A 17,014-nucleotide genomic window follows, 5' to 3' on the forward strand; every position below is an offset into this window, starting at 1 on the left:
TTCCCTGACGGGGTACTTTTCAGTCTTGGCCGTCCTAGTTTTGGCTATTGAGCTGCAGCAGCCGCTCCATCGCGAGCACCCGCAGTTCGATGACCTCCTCGAACAGCTCGTCGCTATTTTGTTCCGGAAGTTCAAGAGCCTGTTGCGCGTAGGGTGCAGGGACTTCCGGATAAAAATCAAGCCATTGCCTGGGCACCGGATGGCTGAAGAAGTCGGGACAATCCGGGTGGCGCCGGTCGTAGAAATAATCAATATGCAACACGAATCCAAGGACGTCCCGTTCCAGCGCGCGGACCATTCCCGTTGCCTGCTTCAGCGTCAGCCCCATTTCGACGTAGAACTTCAACACGCGTTCAACCAGCTCGGTCCTTCGCGGTCCCGGGATTACGTGTGTTTTCTCGTCCATGCTCAGCTGCGAGGCCCGCGGATACGCGCGGTAGGCCGATCTAGTGGCTCGATAGGCCTCCCGCACCCCGTCTTTCCAGTGGGTGCAGTCAAATTCGAGCGTCGGGCTGATGGCCAGGAACTGCTGCAGGGCAAGGCCGATGACTTCTTCGCGGTCTGACACATAGTTGTACAGGGCGCGCGGGGTTACCCCGAATTCGGTGGCCAACCGGTGCATTGTCAGGGCGCCATAGCCCTCGGAGCCAACGATCTCCAAGGCTTTTTGCCCGAGCAGCTCTTTGCTCAGACTGATGAACTCCGAGTCCTTGCGGGGGCGCCCGCGTCCGCGCTTCGCGGATGGCGCGGGGGAAATTTCCTTATTGTCGGCCATGTCACGAGATTATACGCAAGACCCGAGTAATTCAGCCTTGATCGCGTGTTCCGGTTAGAACAAGGCGAGAAGCTTCCGCGCACGCTCATGCCACATGCCCGCGGCAACAGCCAGATGGGCGAGCGCGAAGGACAATCCGCCAGCCAGCCACGGCCACAGCAGCACGGCGTTGTATGTTCCTGGCTGCGCCGCGACAAAACCTGCTGCCATCACCAGCAGCCCTGCGGCGACCAGGGCAACATGAGCTGCCTTCCACCGGGTAGGGAGCAAACCAGCAAGCACCGCCAGCACAGCGGCAGGCGCCAGCACCAGCCACTGCGGACCGGCAAAGCTTGCCATACCCTGGTACGTGGCCAAGCCGATGCAGGCAACGAGCAAGACCGCCGCGGCCACCAGCCAGCCGGGTCCCGGACGGGCCATCGAACCGCGCATCATCAGCATCGGCGTGAAAACCTGGGCCCACAACAGCAGTGTGACCGGGATGAAGTACATCGGCAGGATTCCGCCGCCGAGGCACACCGCGCTCATGGCAACGGCGCCAAGGATTTGGAGGATCTGTCCTAGCACACCGTTGAGCCACAACGGCAGCAAGCTGAAGACCACCGGGATGAAGGCAAGCCAGATCAGCTGGCTGCCTATGGCTTCTTCGAGACCCGCAAGCCAGCCTTGGCCCGATGACAAGAACTTGTCCAGTCCTCGGGTTCCAATGAGTGCTTGCTGCGGGGGCGCAAAAAGCACCACGATGACCGTCAACAGCGCTAGTGCAAAAATGGGCCATGCCAGGATCCTGGTCAGGAAGTGCTTGCCGCTTCGAACTTCCAGGTCTTCAGGCTCTGTGCGTTCAAATTTGCGTGCTCTGGCTACTGGCTCGCCCAGCATGCTGATGAGTTCGCGCTTGCGGCGTCCCCCGTCCGGCAGGCGGTGGATTTCTTCCCTTGTCTGTTCGAGGACTTGCTTTCGTTCCTGTTCCGAGAGGAAATCCAAGGCTCGGCGCAGCTGCTCCAAATAATTACGGGCAGCCCGCGGCAAGTAAGACTTCATGCCTTTTACTTTACGTGTTTTTTGCTGCCAAAGGGCGCAGCACTGCGGTGCACCGTCGTGAGGTGCACCGCTGTGCTGCGCCCTTTGGATTCCTGTCAGCTACTTTCCCGCACCGGCGGTCAGCCCGCCGACAATGTACTTCTGCAGGAACAGGAACAGCGCCATCACCGGCAGTGCTGCCAGTACCGCGCCCGCGGCGAAAACGGACCAGTTGGAGGTGAACTCCTCTGACACATAGGAATACAGTCCCACGGCCAGCGTCTGGTTTTCAGGAGAAACCAGTACGACAGAAGCCAGGACAAAGTCGCTGGTACTGGAGATGAAGGACAGCAGGCCGACCACGGCAAGAATCGGTGCCACCAGTCTGAGGATCATCGTGAAGAAAATGCGTGCGTGGCCAGCGCCATCAATCTTGGCTGCTTCATCGATTTCCACGGGAATCGTGTTGAAGAAGCCATACATCAGGTAGGTGTTCACTCCCAGGGCGCCGCCAAGGTACACCATGATCAAAGCGATCTGGTTGTCGATTCCCAAGGCAGGGAAGACATCGCCAAGCGAGGTGAGCAGGATGAAGATCGCCACCACAGCGAGCAGCTGGGGGAAGATCTGCACAATCAGCAAGCTGACCAGTCCCACGCGGCGTCCGGTGAATCTCATGCGCGAAAAACTGTAGGCCGCCAAGGCACCGAGGAAGACCGAGGCCGCAGCCGTGGTCAGTCCGATGAACAGCGTGTTGGCAAACCATGCGGCATAAGGACGCTGCTGATTCTGGAAAAGATCAATGTAGCTTTGCAGACCGATAGTGGAGAAGAATCCATTGGAGGAAAGCAGGGTGCCGTTGGGGTTCAGGGAGGCCGAGAGCACGTAGAGCAGCGGGAAGGCCGAGTAGATGCACAGCGCCACTCCGATGAGGTGACGCCATCCCGTAGTGGCGAACCACTTCCCGAAGGTACGCCGCGCTGGGGCCGGGGCCTGGCGCAGGTCCGTAGTGCTTTGCCTCGTTGAGGTTTCGGTACTCATTAGTTCAACTCCTCCAGTGCTTTGGTCTGCTTAAAGCTGATGATCGAGATGATCGCGACGATCACGAAGATGATGATGGAGAAGGCGCTGGCCAAGCCGTAATCGCGCTGGGAACCGACGAAAGCTACCTTGTAGACCATCGAAATCAGGATGTCAGTGGCGCCCACGTTCAGTCCGGCATCCTCAAGCCGCGGTCCGCCTTCGGTGAGCATGTAGATCACGTTGAAGTTGTTGAAATTGAAGGCGAAGGAACTGATCAGCAACGGTGCCACGGAAACCAGCAGCAAGGGGAGCTTGATCAGGCGGAAGATCTGGAAAGGCTTCGCCCCATCGATGGTCGCCGCTTCCGAGAGCTCTTGCGGGATCGACTGCAATGCACCGGTGCACACCAGGAACATGTAGGGGAAGCCCAGCCACAGGTTGACCCAGAGTACTGAGAACTTGGCCAGCCATGGGTCGGTAAGCCATGGAATGCCGGCGCCCCCGAAGAGCACTTGGTTCACGAAGCCGAAGTCCCTGTTGAGCATGCCGGCCCAGACCAAACCGCCAAGGAATGCGGGGAAGGCATAGGGAAGAATTGAAATGACGCGATAGATCTTGCGGCCCTTCATGCGCATGTCGTTGAAGACGATGGCCAGGAAAAGCCCGAGGAAGAAGGTGGAAGCCACGGACAGGAAGGCGAAAGCGAAAGTCCATACGGAGACCGAGAACAAGGCGCCCCTGATGGAAGAATCGGTGAACGCGCGGGTGAAGTTGTCAAAGCCTACATTGATGGACCAGCCGGGCATTAGCTGTGTTCCGTCTTCAGCGGTAAATGCGCCGACGCCGGTGTCCTTGTAGACCAGTCCGGTAGCCTGATCGGTCATTCTGTCTGCTGTTTCATCGTATTTCAGCGATGAGGTGTACTGGTAGGCAGTGCGGCCGTCGCTGGTGCGCAGCGTGCCATCTGCCGGGTCATCGCTGACCGGCACCTTCAACGAGGTGACCTCTTGCTGCCGGCCGAGCAGGTCCGCAAAAGTCAGTTCGGTGTAGTCCCCCATGGTTGCTGGATCCGCTGGCGACAGGGCATCGTTTTCATCGCCGATGAGCTGCTGGCCTTCGCGCTCGATGAGCATGGCCAGTCCGTCATCGCCGCTGTAGACCTTGACCGGATAGCCAGGTGAGCCTTCAACTCGTTCCTGATTGGATTGCAACAGTGCCGAGATGGCATCGGCCTTATCGGAGTTGTGGCCCGAACCGTAGTTGGTGAAGGCGATGTAGCCGGTGTATCCAATGACAAAAACTTGGAAGATCAGCAAGAAGATGGTGCCGGGCAACAAGTATTTGGCCGGGAGCCATCCCTTCTTGAAGTAGACGACGTTGATCAGCACGGTGATCACGGCAATGACGGCGGCAATGAACCATGCTTCGCGTCCCAGCGCCGTGAAGAACGCAAAAACCGCGGTGGCGTCCACGATCGCGATGAGAATGATCTTGGCCAGGATGGAGCCGAGGCTCGTGCCTGATGCGTTGGCGAAACGTTGTGCAGCCGGAGACAGCTTGCGTTTCGATTCGTCGTTGCGACGTGTCGGTGCCTCTGGGGCAGTCTTAGTCATCTTCCAGATGTCCCTGTCAGTAAAGTTCAGTTAGTGCTGGCCTAGTCAGGCGGCTGGAGCCGGCATGGCGCTGCGCCCGCTCCAGCTTGAGTGGTGCTTGCAGGCAGGCCTACTTGCTGATGGCCTTTTCGATATCCTCGGTCATCTGCTTCCAGCGCTTGGCCGGGTCGGCCTTGCCAGTAATGATTTCCGCCTCGGCTACACCCCAGAATTCCCAGACTGCTGCCATCTCCGGGATGTTGGGCATTGGCACCCCGTGGGCGCCAACCTCGCCGAAGGAAGCAATCATCTCGTCGGACTTGGCTGCTTCGAAGGCGGCCTTGTTCGCTGGCGGACGGTTGCCCACCTCGTAGAGGTCGGTCTGGACTTCCTCGGTGCCGATGTAGTTGGTCAGGAATTCGGTAGCTGCCAACAGGTTCTCGGTCTTGGAAGAAACGAAGAATCCCTGCACTGCGACAAAAGGCTGGGCTTCTTCGCCACCGGCCGTTGGAATCGGGTCAATGGCCAGGTTCATCTTGGCCTTTTCAGCCGCTTCCACATTCCACGGACCGGTCAGGAAGAATGGTGAATCGCCGGAGACGAACTTCTCTTTGGCGATGTCCGCATCAATGCTGGTTTTCAGGGTTCCAGCTTTGCCTTGCTCGGCCAGCCACTTTGCGAAGTCCACGCCGCCTTCATTGCCGATCTGTAGATCGGCCGGGTCGTAGGCCCCGGTTTCATCGGTGCCGAAAACCGGTGCCCCGAATGAGGTCTGGAATGGGTAGGCATGGAACGGGTCGCCCACATCGGTGACCTGAACCAGGAACGGGAATTCCGTGCCGGTTTCCTTGCCGGCTTCAATCATGTCGTCGAATGTCTCGGGCGCTTCATCCACCAGATCCGCGTTGCGCAGCAGTGCCAGGTTTTCAGTGGCATACGGGACACCGTAGGTGCTGCCCTCGTAGCTCATTGCGTCGATGGAAACATCCTGGAATTCCGAAGCCTTGTCGCCCAGCTCAACTGGCTGGACCACGCCGTTGTTCACAAGATTTCCCAGCCAGTCGTGCGCGCCAATGGTGATGTCCGGCCCCTTGCCGGTGGGCACCTGGCGCAGGAAATCTTCCTGGATCTTGGAGAAGTCCTTGATGACCAGGTCGACCTTGACGCCGGACTGCTTTTCGAAGTCTGCCGCGGCTTCCTTCAGCACTGGCTCGCGGTTTGCATCGACCCAAACAGTCAGGGAACCACCTGAAGCGGCAGCTGGCGAGGACTGTTCGGCTGCTGGGCTGGAGGAGGTTTCGGATGATCCGGATGCGCCGCAGGCGGTGAGCGACAGGGCTGCAATAGCCGTCAGTGCTCCGCCAAGAAGCCAGGGGCGTGTATTCACCTTCATGTGATGTCCTTTCGTGACAACTTTGTCCGAGGGGCCAATTCGGGTGCGGGAATCCCGCGGGCCGCCGATATGGCAGAGCAGGTGCGAGTGGCTCTTCGATTTGTAAGCGTTTCCAGAGTGGCACATATCACCAGCATTGGCAAGACGGCAGATAAAATCAGCCTTTTGGACAGAGTCTCGAAATTCGTGGCCCTCGTGAGCATTCCGAGTCCTAAAGGAATTTTGCAAGCGTTTACATTCTGTCGCGTTTCGATTATCGTTACGGGCATGACTCAAACTCGCGCAGAAGCAGATAACCCCTTGCAATCCGAAGATTCCCAATGGTGGCGCTCGTCGGTGATCTACCAGATCTACCCACGCTCATTTGCTGATTCCAACGCCGATGGCATGGGCGATCTGCGTGGCATTACCCAGCATCTGGAGAGCATCGCCCAACTATCGGTTGACGCTATTTGGCTTTCCCCGTTTTTCACCTCACCGCAGAAGGATGCAGGCTACGACGTCGCTGACTACTGCGATGTCGACCCGCTCTTCGGCACGCTTGAGGACTTTGATGAGATGGTTGCCCGGGCCCACGAGTTGGGGCTGAAAGTCATTATCGATCTGGTGCCAAACCACTGCTCGGACCAGCATCCCTGGTTCCAAGCGGCACTTGCTGCGGCCCCGGGTTCCCCGGAGCGTGATCGATTTATTTTCAAGGATCCTGTGCAGCAGGGCCACCCCAATAACTGGGAGTCGGTCTTCGGCGGGCCGATGTGGACGCCAACCACCAACCCGGACGGTAGCGCGGGCCAGTCGTACCTGCACATCTTCGATTCATCGCAGCCCGACTTCAACTGGAAAAACGAGGACGTGCGCGCGATGTTCCGCGACGTCTTGCGTTTCTGGCTAGACCGCGGCACCGACGGGTTCCGCGTAGACGTGGCCCACGGACTGATCAAGGCCGAGGGCCTTCCCGATTTCACCCCTGACCCGGCTGGCGCCTCGATGGGCGGCACCGAAGAACTCGCCCCTTGGTGGGGCCAGGACGGAGTGCACGAGATCTACCGCGAATGGCGCCAGGTGATCGATGAATACGAAGGCGACCGCGTCTTGTGCGCAGAGGCCTGGGTTAACCCGCTGTCGCTGATGGCCAAATGGGTTCGCAATGATGAAATGCACCAGGCCTTCAACTTCCCGTACCTCTCCTGCGACTACGATGCGCAGCAGCTGCGGGAAACCATAGATGAATCGCTCCACGAGTTTGGCGCGGTAGGGGCACCGAGCACGTGGGTCTTGTCCAACCACGACGTCGTGCGCCACGCCACCCGTTTGGCGCTGACCGACGAGAACCCCCAGGGCGAAGGCATCGGCCCCAAGACCCCGAACCTTCCCGATCCGGCCACCGGGCTGCGCCGGGCCCGATCCTCGACTGCGCTCATGCTCGCTCTTCCGGGCGGCGCGTACCTTTACCAGGGCGAGGAGCTCGGATTGCCCGAGGCCGTGGACCTGCCCGATGATGCCCGCCAGGATCCCACGTGGTTCCGCACCAATGGAGAACGCTACGGCCGCGATGGGTGCCGGGTCCCCCTGCCATGGAAGGGCAATGCCCCCTCCTTCGGCTTCAGCGACAGCGGCAAAAGCTGGCTTCCGCAGCCAACCTCGTGGGCTCCCTATGCCCGAGATCTGCAAACAGAAGACCCAGATTCGACATTGAACCTCTATCGCCGGCTGCTCCAGCTGCGCAAGGATCATGGCTTGGGCGCCGGCGGGCTTCAGTGGGTGCCAGGAGACCAGACGGACCTGCTGGCCTTCAGTAATGGCAAGGTGCTGGTCGTTGCCAACTTTGGAGACGCGCCGCTTGCGCTCCCGTCGCTCGCGCAGAACGCCCAAGAACTAGTTCGCAGCCAGCCCCGGGATAGCACAGCCCCGGGAATGATTCCCGCCGAAACCACAATGTGGTTCTTGCTGGCATAGCCAAGGCAATCAGTCCCGGCGTCGCGGACACCGGGTATCGTTGAACAGTGGCCGCGCTGTGCTGAATGCACTTTCACGCATATCGCGGCCACAAACTTGAAGGAAGGACGTATTGTGGCCGGGATCAAAGATGTCGCCCAAGCCGCCGGAGTCTCGGTGGCAACAGTCTCCCGCGCCCTGTCCGGGCGGGGATCGGTGTCAACCACCGCCCAGGAAGCGGTGCAACGCGCGGCTGCCGAGCTGGGATACGTCGTTTCATCCTCGGCCTCCGGGCTGGCCTCGGGCCGAACACGAAATATCGGCGTTCTCGTCCCGGTGATCAACCACTGGTTCTACGCCAGCGTCCTGGAAGGCATTTCCAGCATGCTCATGGACGAAGGCTACGACACCACGCTCTACCAGTTGACGAAAGATCGCATCCAGCGCGAAAAGGTCTTTTCCGACTTCCTCCTGCGCCAACGCGTCGATGCAGTCATCGCGGTCAATGTTGAGCTGAATTCCGAGGAAGTCCAGGCATTGCATGCACTGGACAAGCCCCTGGTGGGAGTCGGCGGTCCGCTGCCTGGCGTGCCCACGCTGCATGTTGACGATGAAGGAATCTCTGCGCTCGCGACCCAGCACCTGATTTCCCTGGGGCACCGGCGCATCGGGTTTATTGGCGGAAACGAGGAAACCGACGTGGATTTCCGCGTTCCAAGCCGTCGGCGCACCGGCTACGAGCAGGCGCTGGATCAGGCCGGCATCGAAATTGATGACAAGCTCTGCGTTGGCGCGGACTTCACCATGCCGCAGGCCTATGCAGCCGCCAAGCAATTATTGGGCGCCCCGATTGCGCGACCCACCGCTCTCATGGCTGCCAGCGACGAGATGGCCATTGGCGCGATTCTCGCGGCCCGTGATCTTGGATTGCAAGTCCCCCGCGACCTTTCGGTCATTGGCGTGGATAACCACGACCTTTCGGAAATGTTCGGTTTGACCACCATAGAGCAACGGCCTCATGAACAAGGCGAGTTGGCTGTTGCCATGCTGCTGCGGGCCATCCGCGGCGAAGAGCCTGCGCACGCGCACACAGTTGATCACCGCCTGGTGGTCCGCTCGTCAACCACGCGCCCCCTCGACGCGTCCTAGCCTGCCTGCTTCACAGCGCCCCCCTCACCTTCAGCACCATCTCCAGGCTTAAAAAGCTGCCCGCGCTGTTGGCCGGATCATTCGAATCCGGTCAACGGCGCGGGCAGGATGCTTCTGGATTGCTTTTTAGTGGGAAGTCCTCAAGTCTTCGGAGCTTCCTTCAACTTCTTCAACGTGCAGATTCCGTCCTCGGGTCTCGCCCACCCAGAACACCGCGGCCACCGAAATAATCGTCAGCACCATGATGTAGATGGCGATCGAAATCGATGCCCCAGTGGATTCCAGCAGAATCTGCGCCACCGTCGCAGCGAAAGCGCCGCCGAGAATAGCGCCAATGGCATAGCCGATCGAAATACCGGAGTAGCGCACGTGAGCCGGGAACATCTCTGCGTACATCGCCGACTGCGGACCGTAGGACAATCCCAGGCCCACGGTCAGCACAAAGATCGCCACCGCGTAGAGAACGATATTCCCGGTATCCACCAGCATGAACATCGGGATCATCCATACGAAGACAATCGCGTAGCCGATAAAAAAGGTTGTACGGCGTCCAATCAGATCCGAAAGCCATCCACCGACGAGGGTGAAGATCAGCCAGCCTACCGAACCGATGGTGGTCGCCAGCAGCACAGGTGCCACCGGCATCTTCAGGACTGCGGTGGTGTAGGAAATGAAGAACGCGATCACCAGATAGCCGGCGGCATTGTTGGACATGAAGATCAGCGCCGCCTGCAATACCTGCTTTGAGTGCTTGGCCATCAGTTCACGCAGTGGGGTGTGCTCTGCGGCCTTGCGCAGTGCCAGCTGCTTGAAGACCGGCGATTCCTCTACCGCGCGACGGATCATGTAGCCCACGAGGATCAGCAAAATCGAGAGCAAGAACGGAATGCGCCAGCCCCAAGCGGTAAATGCTTCTGGCGGCATGGCCACACGAAGAATGTAGAGCAGCCCCGTAGCCAGGATCATGCCGATCGGCACACCGATCTGCGGGTAGGCGCCAAAGTAGCCACGACTGCTCTTTGGTGCGTGCTCCACTGCCATCAATGCCGCGCCGCCCCATTCGCCGCCGGCTGAGAAGCCCTGGATGACGCGAAGCAGCACCAGCAGGATAGGTGCAGCAATACCGATCGAGGCGTAGGTGGGAAGAACGCCGATGAGCGCCGTAGCGGCACCCATCAAGATCAGGGTCAGGACCAGGATCTTCTTGCGCCCATACCGGTCGCCGAGATGGCCAGCCACGATAGCGCCCAGAGGACGGAAGAAGAAGGAAATGCCGATCATCGCGAAGGAGAGGATCTGAGCTAGTCCTGGATTCGACTCCCCCAGCGGCGCGAGAAACAGCGGTGCCAGCAAGGTGGCCGTGAGCTGCGCGAAGATGAAGAAGTCATACCACTCAATGGTGGTTCCCACGAGAGTTCCGGCGAGTACCCGGCGCTCTTCCTGGGTGCGAGTGACTGTAGATGACATGAGTTGCCCTTTGCCCGTTACTTTACCGACCGTTCGGACGGTATATTGTGCTCACTATCATAATCTGAGAGTGAAGCAGATCACAACACCGGCGGCTGGACGGCAAAGCTGGAAGCCAAGATCCGCCGCCCGCGTCCGAAGAGAATTCGGTGTTCTAATAGAGAACGACTAAAATTGCGGTTAAAGCAACCATTCAGCAGTCGCAAGGCTCACCGCGAGGGCGCTGACGAGCATAAATCAAATGCCATGCGCCAGATTGAAGTTCCATGCCTACTTCCCAGACCCTTTCCCGCGGAATCCGCGTCCTCGAAATGGTCGCCGACTCCCCGGTACACCTGTCGATTGCCGAAATTGCCGAGAAGCTTGAGGTCCATCGTTCTATTGCGTATCGAATCATCCGCACGCTCGAACAACACCACCTGCTCAATCGCGACGCGGGGGGCCACATTCGCCCCGCGTCAGGCCTAGCAGCCCTTGCCCGCTCCGTTCAGCATGACTTGCAGGCTACAGCAACCGCGGAACTCACAACTTTGGCCAATCAACTCTCGATGACAGCATTCGTCGCTGTGTGGGAATACGATCTGTGCACGACATTGCAGTCCGTGTCGCCGCTGAACTCGCAGCGCGCAATCGTCCATCGCCCTGGTTCGGTTCACGGCATGGACGTGGGCGCCGCGGGCATCGCCATCCAATCGAGCTACAGCAAGGAAGCCTGGGAAGCGATGGACAGCTCCGTTGCCTATCGCGATGCCGCAGCGCAAGCACGGCTCGACGGCTACGCCATGAGCGAGAACGAAGTTATCCAAGGTGTCACCTCGCTTGCCGTGCCCATCGAGCAGCCAGGGCAAGCTCCTGCAGCCCTCGCGGTCGTCTTCGCGACAAGCACCGTGGACTCATACCAGCCGGTGATTGAAGCGCTGAAGCTGTCAGCTGGACGGATCAGCCAGAAGCTGGCCCACTAGCAGCGGCCCCTCGTTTGGACAGGAAACCCGCAGCGGATCCGAGTTGGATCCGCTGCGGGTTTCCCTTAACTGCCTGCAAGTGCCCTAGCGAACCCTGGAGAGCGTCGGCGACTTGGCGACGATCACCTTCATCGCCAGCGCCGCGAGGAAGATGACTGCCGCGCCGCCGGTCGATACCCAAAACGCGCCCAAGTAGCCCAACGACTCGGCAAAGACTCCGGCCAAGCCATTGCCGATTGCCGTGCCGACGACGATGCCAGCCGAAAGCATCGTCATCACCGTGGACAAGCGGGAGGCCGGCGCGACTTCTCCGCCCAAGGTCATGACGGTGACGATTACGGGTCCCACGGCAAAACCTGCAATAAACAGTGCCACGATCATCCAAGGCGTCGTAGTAGCCATGTGAAGCCCGAAGCTCAAGATGGTCAATAGCGCACCACAGAGAATCCAGCGGTTGATCTGCCGGAAGTACTGTGGCCATGCAGCTACCGAGATGGCTGCGATGGCGCTGGACAAGCCCATGGCGCCGTAGAGCAGACCGCCTTCATTCGAATTTCCCTGGTCTCCGGCGAAGGCCAAAGTTCCAGCGGCCGACGAGCCAAAGACCGTGCCCAGTGCGATCATGCCCAACACCAGAGCGCTGATCGAAGCCACTTGGGCACCAGTGATCCGCGCCTTCTCGGTGGTCGCGGTGGCCGCGACCGGCTTGACCGCGCGACCGGTGGAGTGGGTGGCAAAAATCGGGACCAACACCAAGGTCATGATTGCCGCCAGATACAAGGGCAGCACCGGGTTTACCAGCGAAGCCAGCAGACCCACCGCTACCGGGCCAAAAACGAATCCCAATTCATCAAACATGGATTCCAGGCTCAAGGCAGCCGACAGGACCTTTGGATTCTTCTTCTGCTGGCGGGTCATGGCAATCCAGCGCACACGCGACATCGGGCCGACCTGGGGTCCGGTAGCACCGGTGATCAGGCACATGGTAACCAGCGGGGGCACCGATAATTCCGGGCCGCTATTTCCCAAAAGGGTGAGCAAAACCAGCAAGATGCTGTGGATCAAGGCGACGGTGACCAGGACGGGGCGTTGCCCGAAGCGGTCGGCAAGATAGCCAATGCTTGGTCCGCCTACGGCAGAACCAAGGCCAACCATGGCCGCTGCAAGTCCGCCCAAGGCGTAGGATCCGGTGGTGGCGGTGACCAGGGTCATCGACCCGATGGTAAGCATCGCCAAGGGAAGGCGGGCCAGGAATGTCAGTGGCAGGAACGAGGCTCCGACCAAGGGAACAAGCGCAGAGTAACCGGATTTCATCGCCGAATCCTCGCGTTTTTCTTTCGACAACGCATACTGAGTCAACAAAACTCCATAACGAAGCGTGCGCCGTCCCACACCCCCCGACGCACAAATTCCCAGACATGCCTGATGGCACTACCTTCAAGATAGCCACCAGCAAGCGGCAAGTCCAATCCTATTGGCCAGTGCCCAACAGGCTATCGCGCTGGATGGTCGAGCCGTGCTGGGTCTTGAGCACGGAAACCCGGTTGGTGATGCGTTGCTTCATCTCCGCAACGTGGGATACCAGGCCGATAGTTCGTCCGCCCGCGCGCAAGTTCTCCAGCGCTTGCATCACTTCTTCCAGAGTCTCGGCATCCAGGGACCCAAAGCCCTCATCAACAAAGAGGGTTTGCATGTCCACCGCGCCCGAGTGATGGGAAATCACATCTGCCAGGCCCAAGGCCAAAGCCAACGATGCCATGAACGTCTCGCCGCCGGACAGCGTTTGGGTTTCCCGGTACTTTCCGGTCCACGAGTCCAAAACCCGCAGCCCCAATCCGGACTTTGAATTCCCTTGCTTGGAATCATCATGATGCAGCGAATAGCGGCCACCGGACATCGCATCCAGGCGCTCGGTGGCGGCAATGGCTACTTCCTCCAGTCGGGCAGCCAAAACATAGGTGCTGAGCGTCATCTTGTAGAGGTTCTCTCCCCCGCCACGGATCACTTCAGCCAGCCCGCGCAAGCGCCGGTAGGCTTCGATCACCGGACCCGCATCTGCCCTAAGGAGCTGCAGCTGTCCAACCGACTCCTCGTGGCGTTCCAAGCACGTTGCCGCCAAAACCACGTGTTCGCGGGCCGTTTCATACTGTTCCTCTGCAGCTGCGGCCAGGGCACGCGATTGGAGAATTTCGTCATCGTTCGGAGCTTTGACGCCCTTCGCTTCCAGTTCCCGAGCCGCACGGCAGTCTTCGGATTTTTCGAGGGTTGCAATGGCGCTGGCAAGATCTGCATCCGCCCGTTGCACCTGCTTCAGCTTCTCGCGTTCTTCGCCATCCAGTACTGCGCCATCAAAGTCGCCAATGGTTTCAAAGCCGGCTTCCCTCCGTTCCCTATCCCACGTGGATTCGGCCTCGATCAACGCTTGCCGGGCTTCGAGCAGCTGGCGCAAGGCCTGCACGGAAGCGGCCAGCCCTTCGGATTTCCCCTGAAGCCCGCGGACCTGGTCAGAGAGGCTTTCCTTGCCAGCACGCAGCTCTTCCAGCTTCGCGTCAAGCTGTTCCAGCTGGGCGGCCAGCGACTGGGCGTTTTGCCGCGCCGTGGAATGCTCGAGGGTAGCTTGGGCTGCACGAGCCGTGCGCTGCTCGATCAGCGCGCGAAGCTGGTCGAGCTTTGCCACGCGGGCAGAGATCTCGGCTTGCTGCTTGCGTGCAAGTTCCAGCTGGATATGCGCCGCGCCCAGCTCCTCGCGCAATTGCGCGACGCTTCGTTCGCCCGCGGAGAACTGCGCCGTTTCCAGTTTGGCCGCCAGCGTGTCCCGTGCCTGGGCAGCCTTTTGTCCTTCAGCGCGGGCAGAGGCCACCAGCTCCTCGGAGATCTGGATCTGCTTATCGTCGATCAAAGCGGCATCAGCATCTGCTTGCGCCGGGGCGGGATGCTCCGCTGAACCGCACACCAGGCAAGGTTGCCCCTCCTCCAGCGCAGCTGCCAGGCGCAACGCGCTTTGGCCTAGTTGCTCGGTGCGCAGAGCCAACAAGCTTTTTTCAGCGTCGACAATCGTCAGCTCTTGTGCAATAGATTGCTCGCGGGCCGCGAGGACTTTCTTTTCCAGGTCATCACGGGTCAGCGCATGGGCAATTTGCGTTTCAGCCAGTTGCTGGCGTTCCTTGGCTCGCTGCAGGTTTTCACCAGCCCCGGCCTGGTCCAGGTCTTCGCTCTCCAATTTTTCGCGTTCAGTTTTCAATTGTTCGACCTCGGCCTCTGCCTGGTCCCGAGTCTTCTCATGCGTAGCCGCATTCTGTTCTGCCTTGGACACATCCTTGGCGAGGCAGACGCGACGCTTCTCTTCTGCCAGTGCAGACTTCGCAATGGCCAATTCCTCGGCAACATCAGTGCTTTCCTGGCGCAGCCTGTCCAGGCCCGATGCATCAGGTTCACAGGTCATGCTGACGGCCTGGCTTAGCCATAGCTGTTGTTGTTCCCAGGCGAATGTGGATTGCTGCAAGGCGGCCCGAGCGCTGTTGGCCTGCGCAAGATAGGCGCGCACTGCCGCAGCCTTGGCGTCTTTCTCCAGCTTGCTGCTGGCACTCACCGCTGCGCCATGGCCCTGTCCAAAGCGGCTCTGCAAAGTCTGCAGTTCACCAAGCCGGGCAAAAACGCGCCGGCGTTCTTCCAGCGCACGCGCATGATCGCCAGTGCGTGTTCTCTGCGTCCGCAGCTTTTGGGCTTCTGCTTCGGCCAGCCGGTGAACTTGGCCAATGCGGGCACGATAGTCCGCAAAATAATCGTCGGGAGAAGCCAGAACCGCTTCATCTTGCTCTCCTGGTTCGCTCAAAAGCTCGCGGCCGGCCAGGAAGGTTCGCGCTTCGGTGTGAATGGCCTCCTCAGATGCGCTCAGACGGGCTTCGAGGCTCTCAGTTTTCTTGCGTTCTTCGGAAAGACGCAAGGAAAATTCTTCTTCGATTCGCGCGTAGTCACTCGTATCGAAAAGATTGGCCAGAAGATCCTCGCGGTCTTTAGCCTTGGCCCTCAGGAAATCCGCAAACCCGCCTTGGGGCAGCATGACCACTTTGGTGAACTGTTCGCGATCAAGCCCCAAGAGACTTCCCAGCACATGTCCAACTTCGTCGTTGCGGGTCGAGAGTTCTTTCCACCCATCAGGGGTGAACTCCCGCAGCAAGCTGAAAGCCTTTTGCTCGGTGGTTTTGTTTTTGCCCCGCTTTGACGGGCGCATCCACGCAGGCGAGCGGGTCACTTCAAAGCGGCGATCGCCAATGGTCAGCTCGCAGAGAACTTCTGGCGCCAAATCGGCAGGTGCATGATCGGATCGAATTTGCCGGCTGCCGGTGCGGCTACCGGGCAACGTGCCGTACAGGGCATAACAAATCGCATCGAGGATGCTGGATTTTCCTGCGCCGGTGGGCCCGTCCAGGAGAAAGAGGCCACCCTCGGCGAGCTCGTCAAAGTCGATGTGCTCGCTTCCGGCAAAGGGGCCAAAAGCCTGAATCCGGAGTTGATGAATTCTCACTGGCTGACCTGCGCTTCCCGGGTGGCTCGGATAACGGCGGTGACGACCTCGCGTTCGGCTTCATCCGCCGCTCGTTCACGCACATGTTCCAGGAAGTCGCCCACCACCTCTTCGGTGTTGCTCGCCTTGGCCATCCGCTGGGCATAGCTGGAGGACTGGGATGCTTTTTCGCCGCCTTCGGGCGCAAAATTCAGCACCACGGTGTCGGGGAAGCGTGTGCGCAGTGCTGACATTGCCTCGGCTGGGCGCTCGGGATCGGTGAGCGTGATCTGGCACCAGGCTCCGATGGCATATTCAAGCTCCGGGTCGTTGAGCAAATCAGCCAGCCGGCCCTTGAGAACCGCCAATTTCTTCGGGACCGGGAGCAGGATTTCCTGGACTGTGCCCACGCCTTGCGCAGTGGTATCAATCAGCCACATGCCCTTGGTCTGGTTCACTTCGGAGAAGGAGTAGGCCAACGGCGAACCTGAATAGCGCACGTGCTCCCGTACTTTTTGGCGACCATGCAAGTGGCCCAAGGCGGTATAGCCAAAGTGCTCGAACAGCTCGACCGGAACCACATCCAGGTTTCCGGTGCTCAGCTCGCGCTCGGAGTCGCTGCCAATACCGCCGGCCGCGAACAGGTGCGCCATGGCCACGGAAACAATGGGCTTCTGCCCATTTTGCAGCGTCGCGAGGTGCCCGTCGATTTCATCGATTGCTGCCTGCACCACGGATTCGTGGCTGGCCTTGGCGGCTCCCAGGCGCTCCATCACCATGCGCGGTTCCAGATACGGAATGCCGTAGATGGCCACCTGGTGATCGGCTGCATCGCACACCACCGGAGCGAGCATGCGGTCAAGATCCGCGATGATGTGCACCCCGGCACTATCCAAAAGCCCAGAGCCAAAGCCCAACCGGGAGGCCGAGTCATGGTTGCCGCTGGTGATCACTACGGTGGCGCCGGTTCCCCGCAATTCGGACAGCGCCCAGTTGCACAGTTGGACGGCATCAACGTGGGGCAGGGCGCGGTCGTAGATGTCACCGGCGATCAGCACCACATCAACCTGCTGGCTGGCCGTGACATCGATGATTTCCTGGAGCACGCTGCGCTGTGCGTCAATCAGGGACGCACCGTGGAAGGTCCGGCCCAAATGCCAATCGGAGGTATGTAGCAATCGCATATTTCCAACC

General features: G+C 59.8%; 12 protein-coding genes. 3 read left to right on the forward strand and 9 right to left on the reverse strand.

Annotated features, from left to right (window positions below; genetic code table 11):
- Positions 1–34: 34 nt before the first annotated feature.
- The 5 genes from ACT7DV_RS17165 to ACT7DV_RS17185 all read right to left on the reverse strand — a co-directional run bounded on the left by ACT7DV_RS17165 (position 35) and on the right by ACT7DV_RS17185 (position 5,803).
- Positions 35–775 carry a TetR/AcrR family transcriptional regulator gene (locus ACT7DV_RS17165; protein WP_444664429.1) on the reverse strand — a complete coding sequence of 247 codons (741 nt, stop codon included), beginning with the start codon at positions 773–775 and terminating at the stop codon, positions 35–37.
- 54 nt (positions 776–829) lie between these two features.
- Positions 830–1,816: an HAAS signaling domain-containing protein gene (locus ACT7DV_RS17170; protein ID WP_444664431.1), complete on the reverse strand. Its 987-nt coding sequence runs from the start codon at positions 1,814–1,816 to the stop codon at positions 830–832.
- Positions 1,817–1,915: 99 nt separating this feature from the next.
- Complete coding sequence (locus tag ACT7DV_RS17175) at positions 1,916–2,836, reverse strand: sugar ABC transporter permease (protein ID WP_444664433.1); 921 nt, start codon at positions 2,834–2,836, stop codon at positions 1,916–1,918.
- Positions 2,836–4,431, reverse strand: a complete 1,596-nt coding sequence (locus ACT7DV_RS17180) for an ABC transporter permease subunit (RefSeq protein WP_444664435.1) — start codon at positions 4,429–4,431, stop codon at positions 2,836–2,838. Before ACT7DV_RS17180 ends, ACT7DV_RS17175 begins: the two co-directional genes overlap by 1 nt.
- Before the next feature lie 109 nt (positions 4,432–4,540).
- Entirely contained in the window at positions 4,541–5,803 is a 1,263-nt protein-coding gene (locus ACT7DV_RS17185; RefSeq protein WP_444664437.1) for a sugar ABC transporter substrate-binding protein, read from the reverse strand.
- A gap of 267 nt (positions 5,804–6,070) precedes the next feature.
- On the opposite strand from ACT7DV_RS17185, the gene ACT7DV_RS17190 reads away from it, so the two are divergent.
- Both ACT7DV_RS17190 and ACT7DV_RS17195 read left to right on the forward strand, forming a co-directional pair.
- Complete coding sequence (locus ACT7DV_RS17190) at positions 6,071–7,759, forward strand: glycoside hydrolase family 13 protein (RefSeq protein ID WP_444664438.1); 1,689 nt, start codon at positions 6,071–6,073, stop codon at positions 7,757–7,759.
- 114 nt (positions 7,760–7,873) lie between these two features.
- A complete protein-coding gene (locus ACT7DV_RS17195; RefSeq protein WP_444664440.1) occupies positions 7,874–8,887 on the forward strand; it encodes a LacI family DNA-binding transcriptional regulator in 1,014 nt (337 codons plus the stop codon).
- 126 nt (positions 8,888–9,013) lie between these two features.
- Here ACT7DV_RS17195 and ACT7DV_RS17200 read toward each other — a convergent pair whose 3' ends face one another.
- The gene (locus ACT7DV_RS17200; protein WP_444664441.1) at positions 9,014–10,354 is read right to left on the reverse strand and encodes an MFS transporter; all 1,341 of its coding nucleotides are present in this window, start codon (positions 10,352–10,354) and stop codon (positions 9,014–9,016) included.
- 266 nt (positions 10,355–10,620) lie between these two features.
- On the opposite strand from ACT7DV_RS17200, the gene ACT7DV_RS17205 reads away from it, so the two are divergent.
- A complete protein-coding gene (locus tag ACT7DV_RS17205; RefSeq protein WP_444664443.1) occupies positions 10,621–11,316 on the forward strand; it encodes an IclR family transcriptional regulator in 696 nt (231 codons plus the stop codon).
- A gap of 84 nt (positions 11,317–11,400) precedes the next feature.
- Here the strand turns inward: ACT7DV_RS17205 and ACT7DV_RS17210 are convergent, their stop codons facing one another.
- From ACT7DV_RS17210 to ACT7DV_RS17220, 3 genes are all read right to left on the reverse strand, one after another.
- Positions 11,401–12,630, reverse strand: coding sequence for an MFS transporter (locus ACT7DV_RS17210; RefSeq protein WP_444664445.1), 1,230 nt, complete (start codon positions 12,628–12,630; stop codon positions 11,401–11,403).
- Positions 12,631–12,787: 157 nt separating this feature from the next.
- Positions 12,788–15,841 (reverse strand): AAA family ATPase, encoded by a 3,054-nt coding sequence (locus tag ACT7DV_RS17215; protein ID WP_444664447.1) that lies wholly within the window; start codon positions 15,839–15,841, stop codon positions 12,788–12,790.
- Positions 15,838–17,004: an exonuclease SbcCD subunit D gene (locus ACT7DV_RS17220; RefSeq protein WP_444664449.1), complete on the reverse strand. Its 1,167-nt coding sequence runs from the start codon at positions 17,002–17,004 to the stop codon at positions 15,838–15,840. Before ACT7DV_RS17220 ends, ACT7DV_RS17215 begins: the two co-directional genes overlap by 4 nt.
- Positions 17,005–17,014 lie beyond the last annotated feature (10 nt).

Source organism: Glutamicibacter sp. TV12E, from assembly GCF_052441935.1.
GTDB lineage: Bacteria > Actinomycetota > Actinomycetes > Actinomycetales > Micrococcaceae > Glutamicibacter.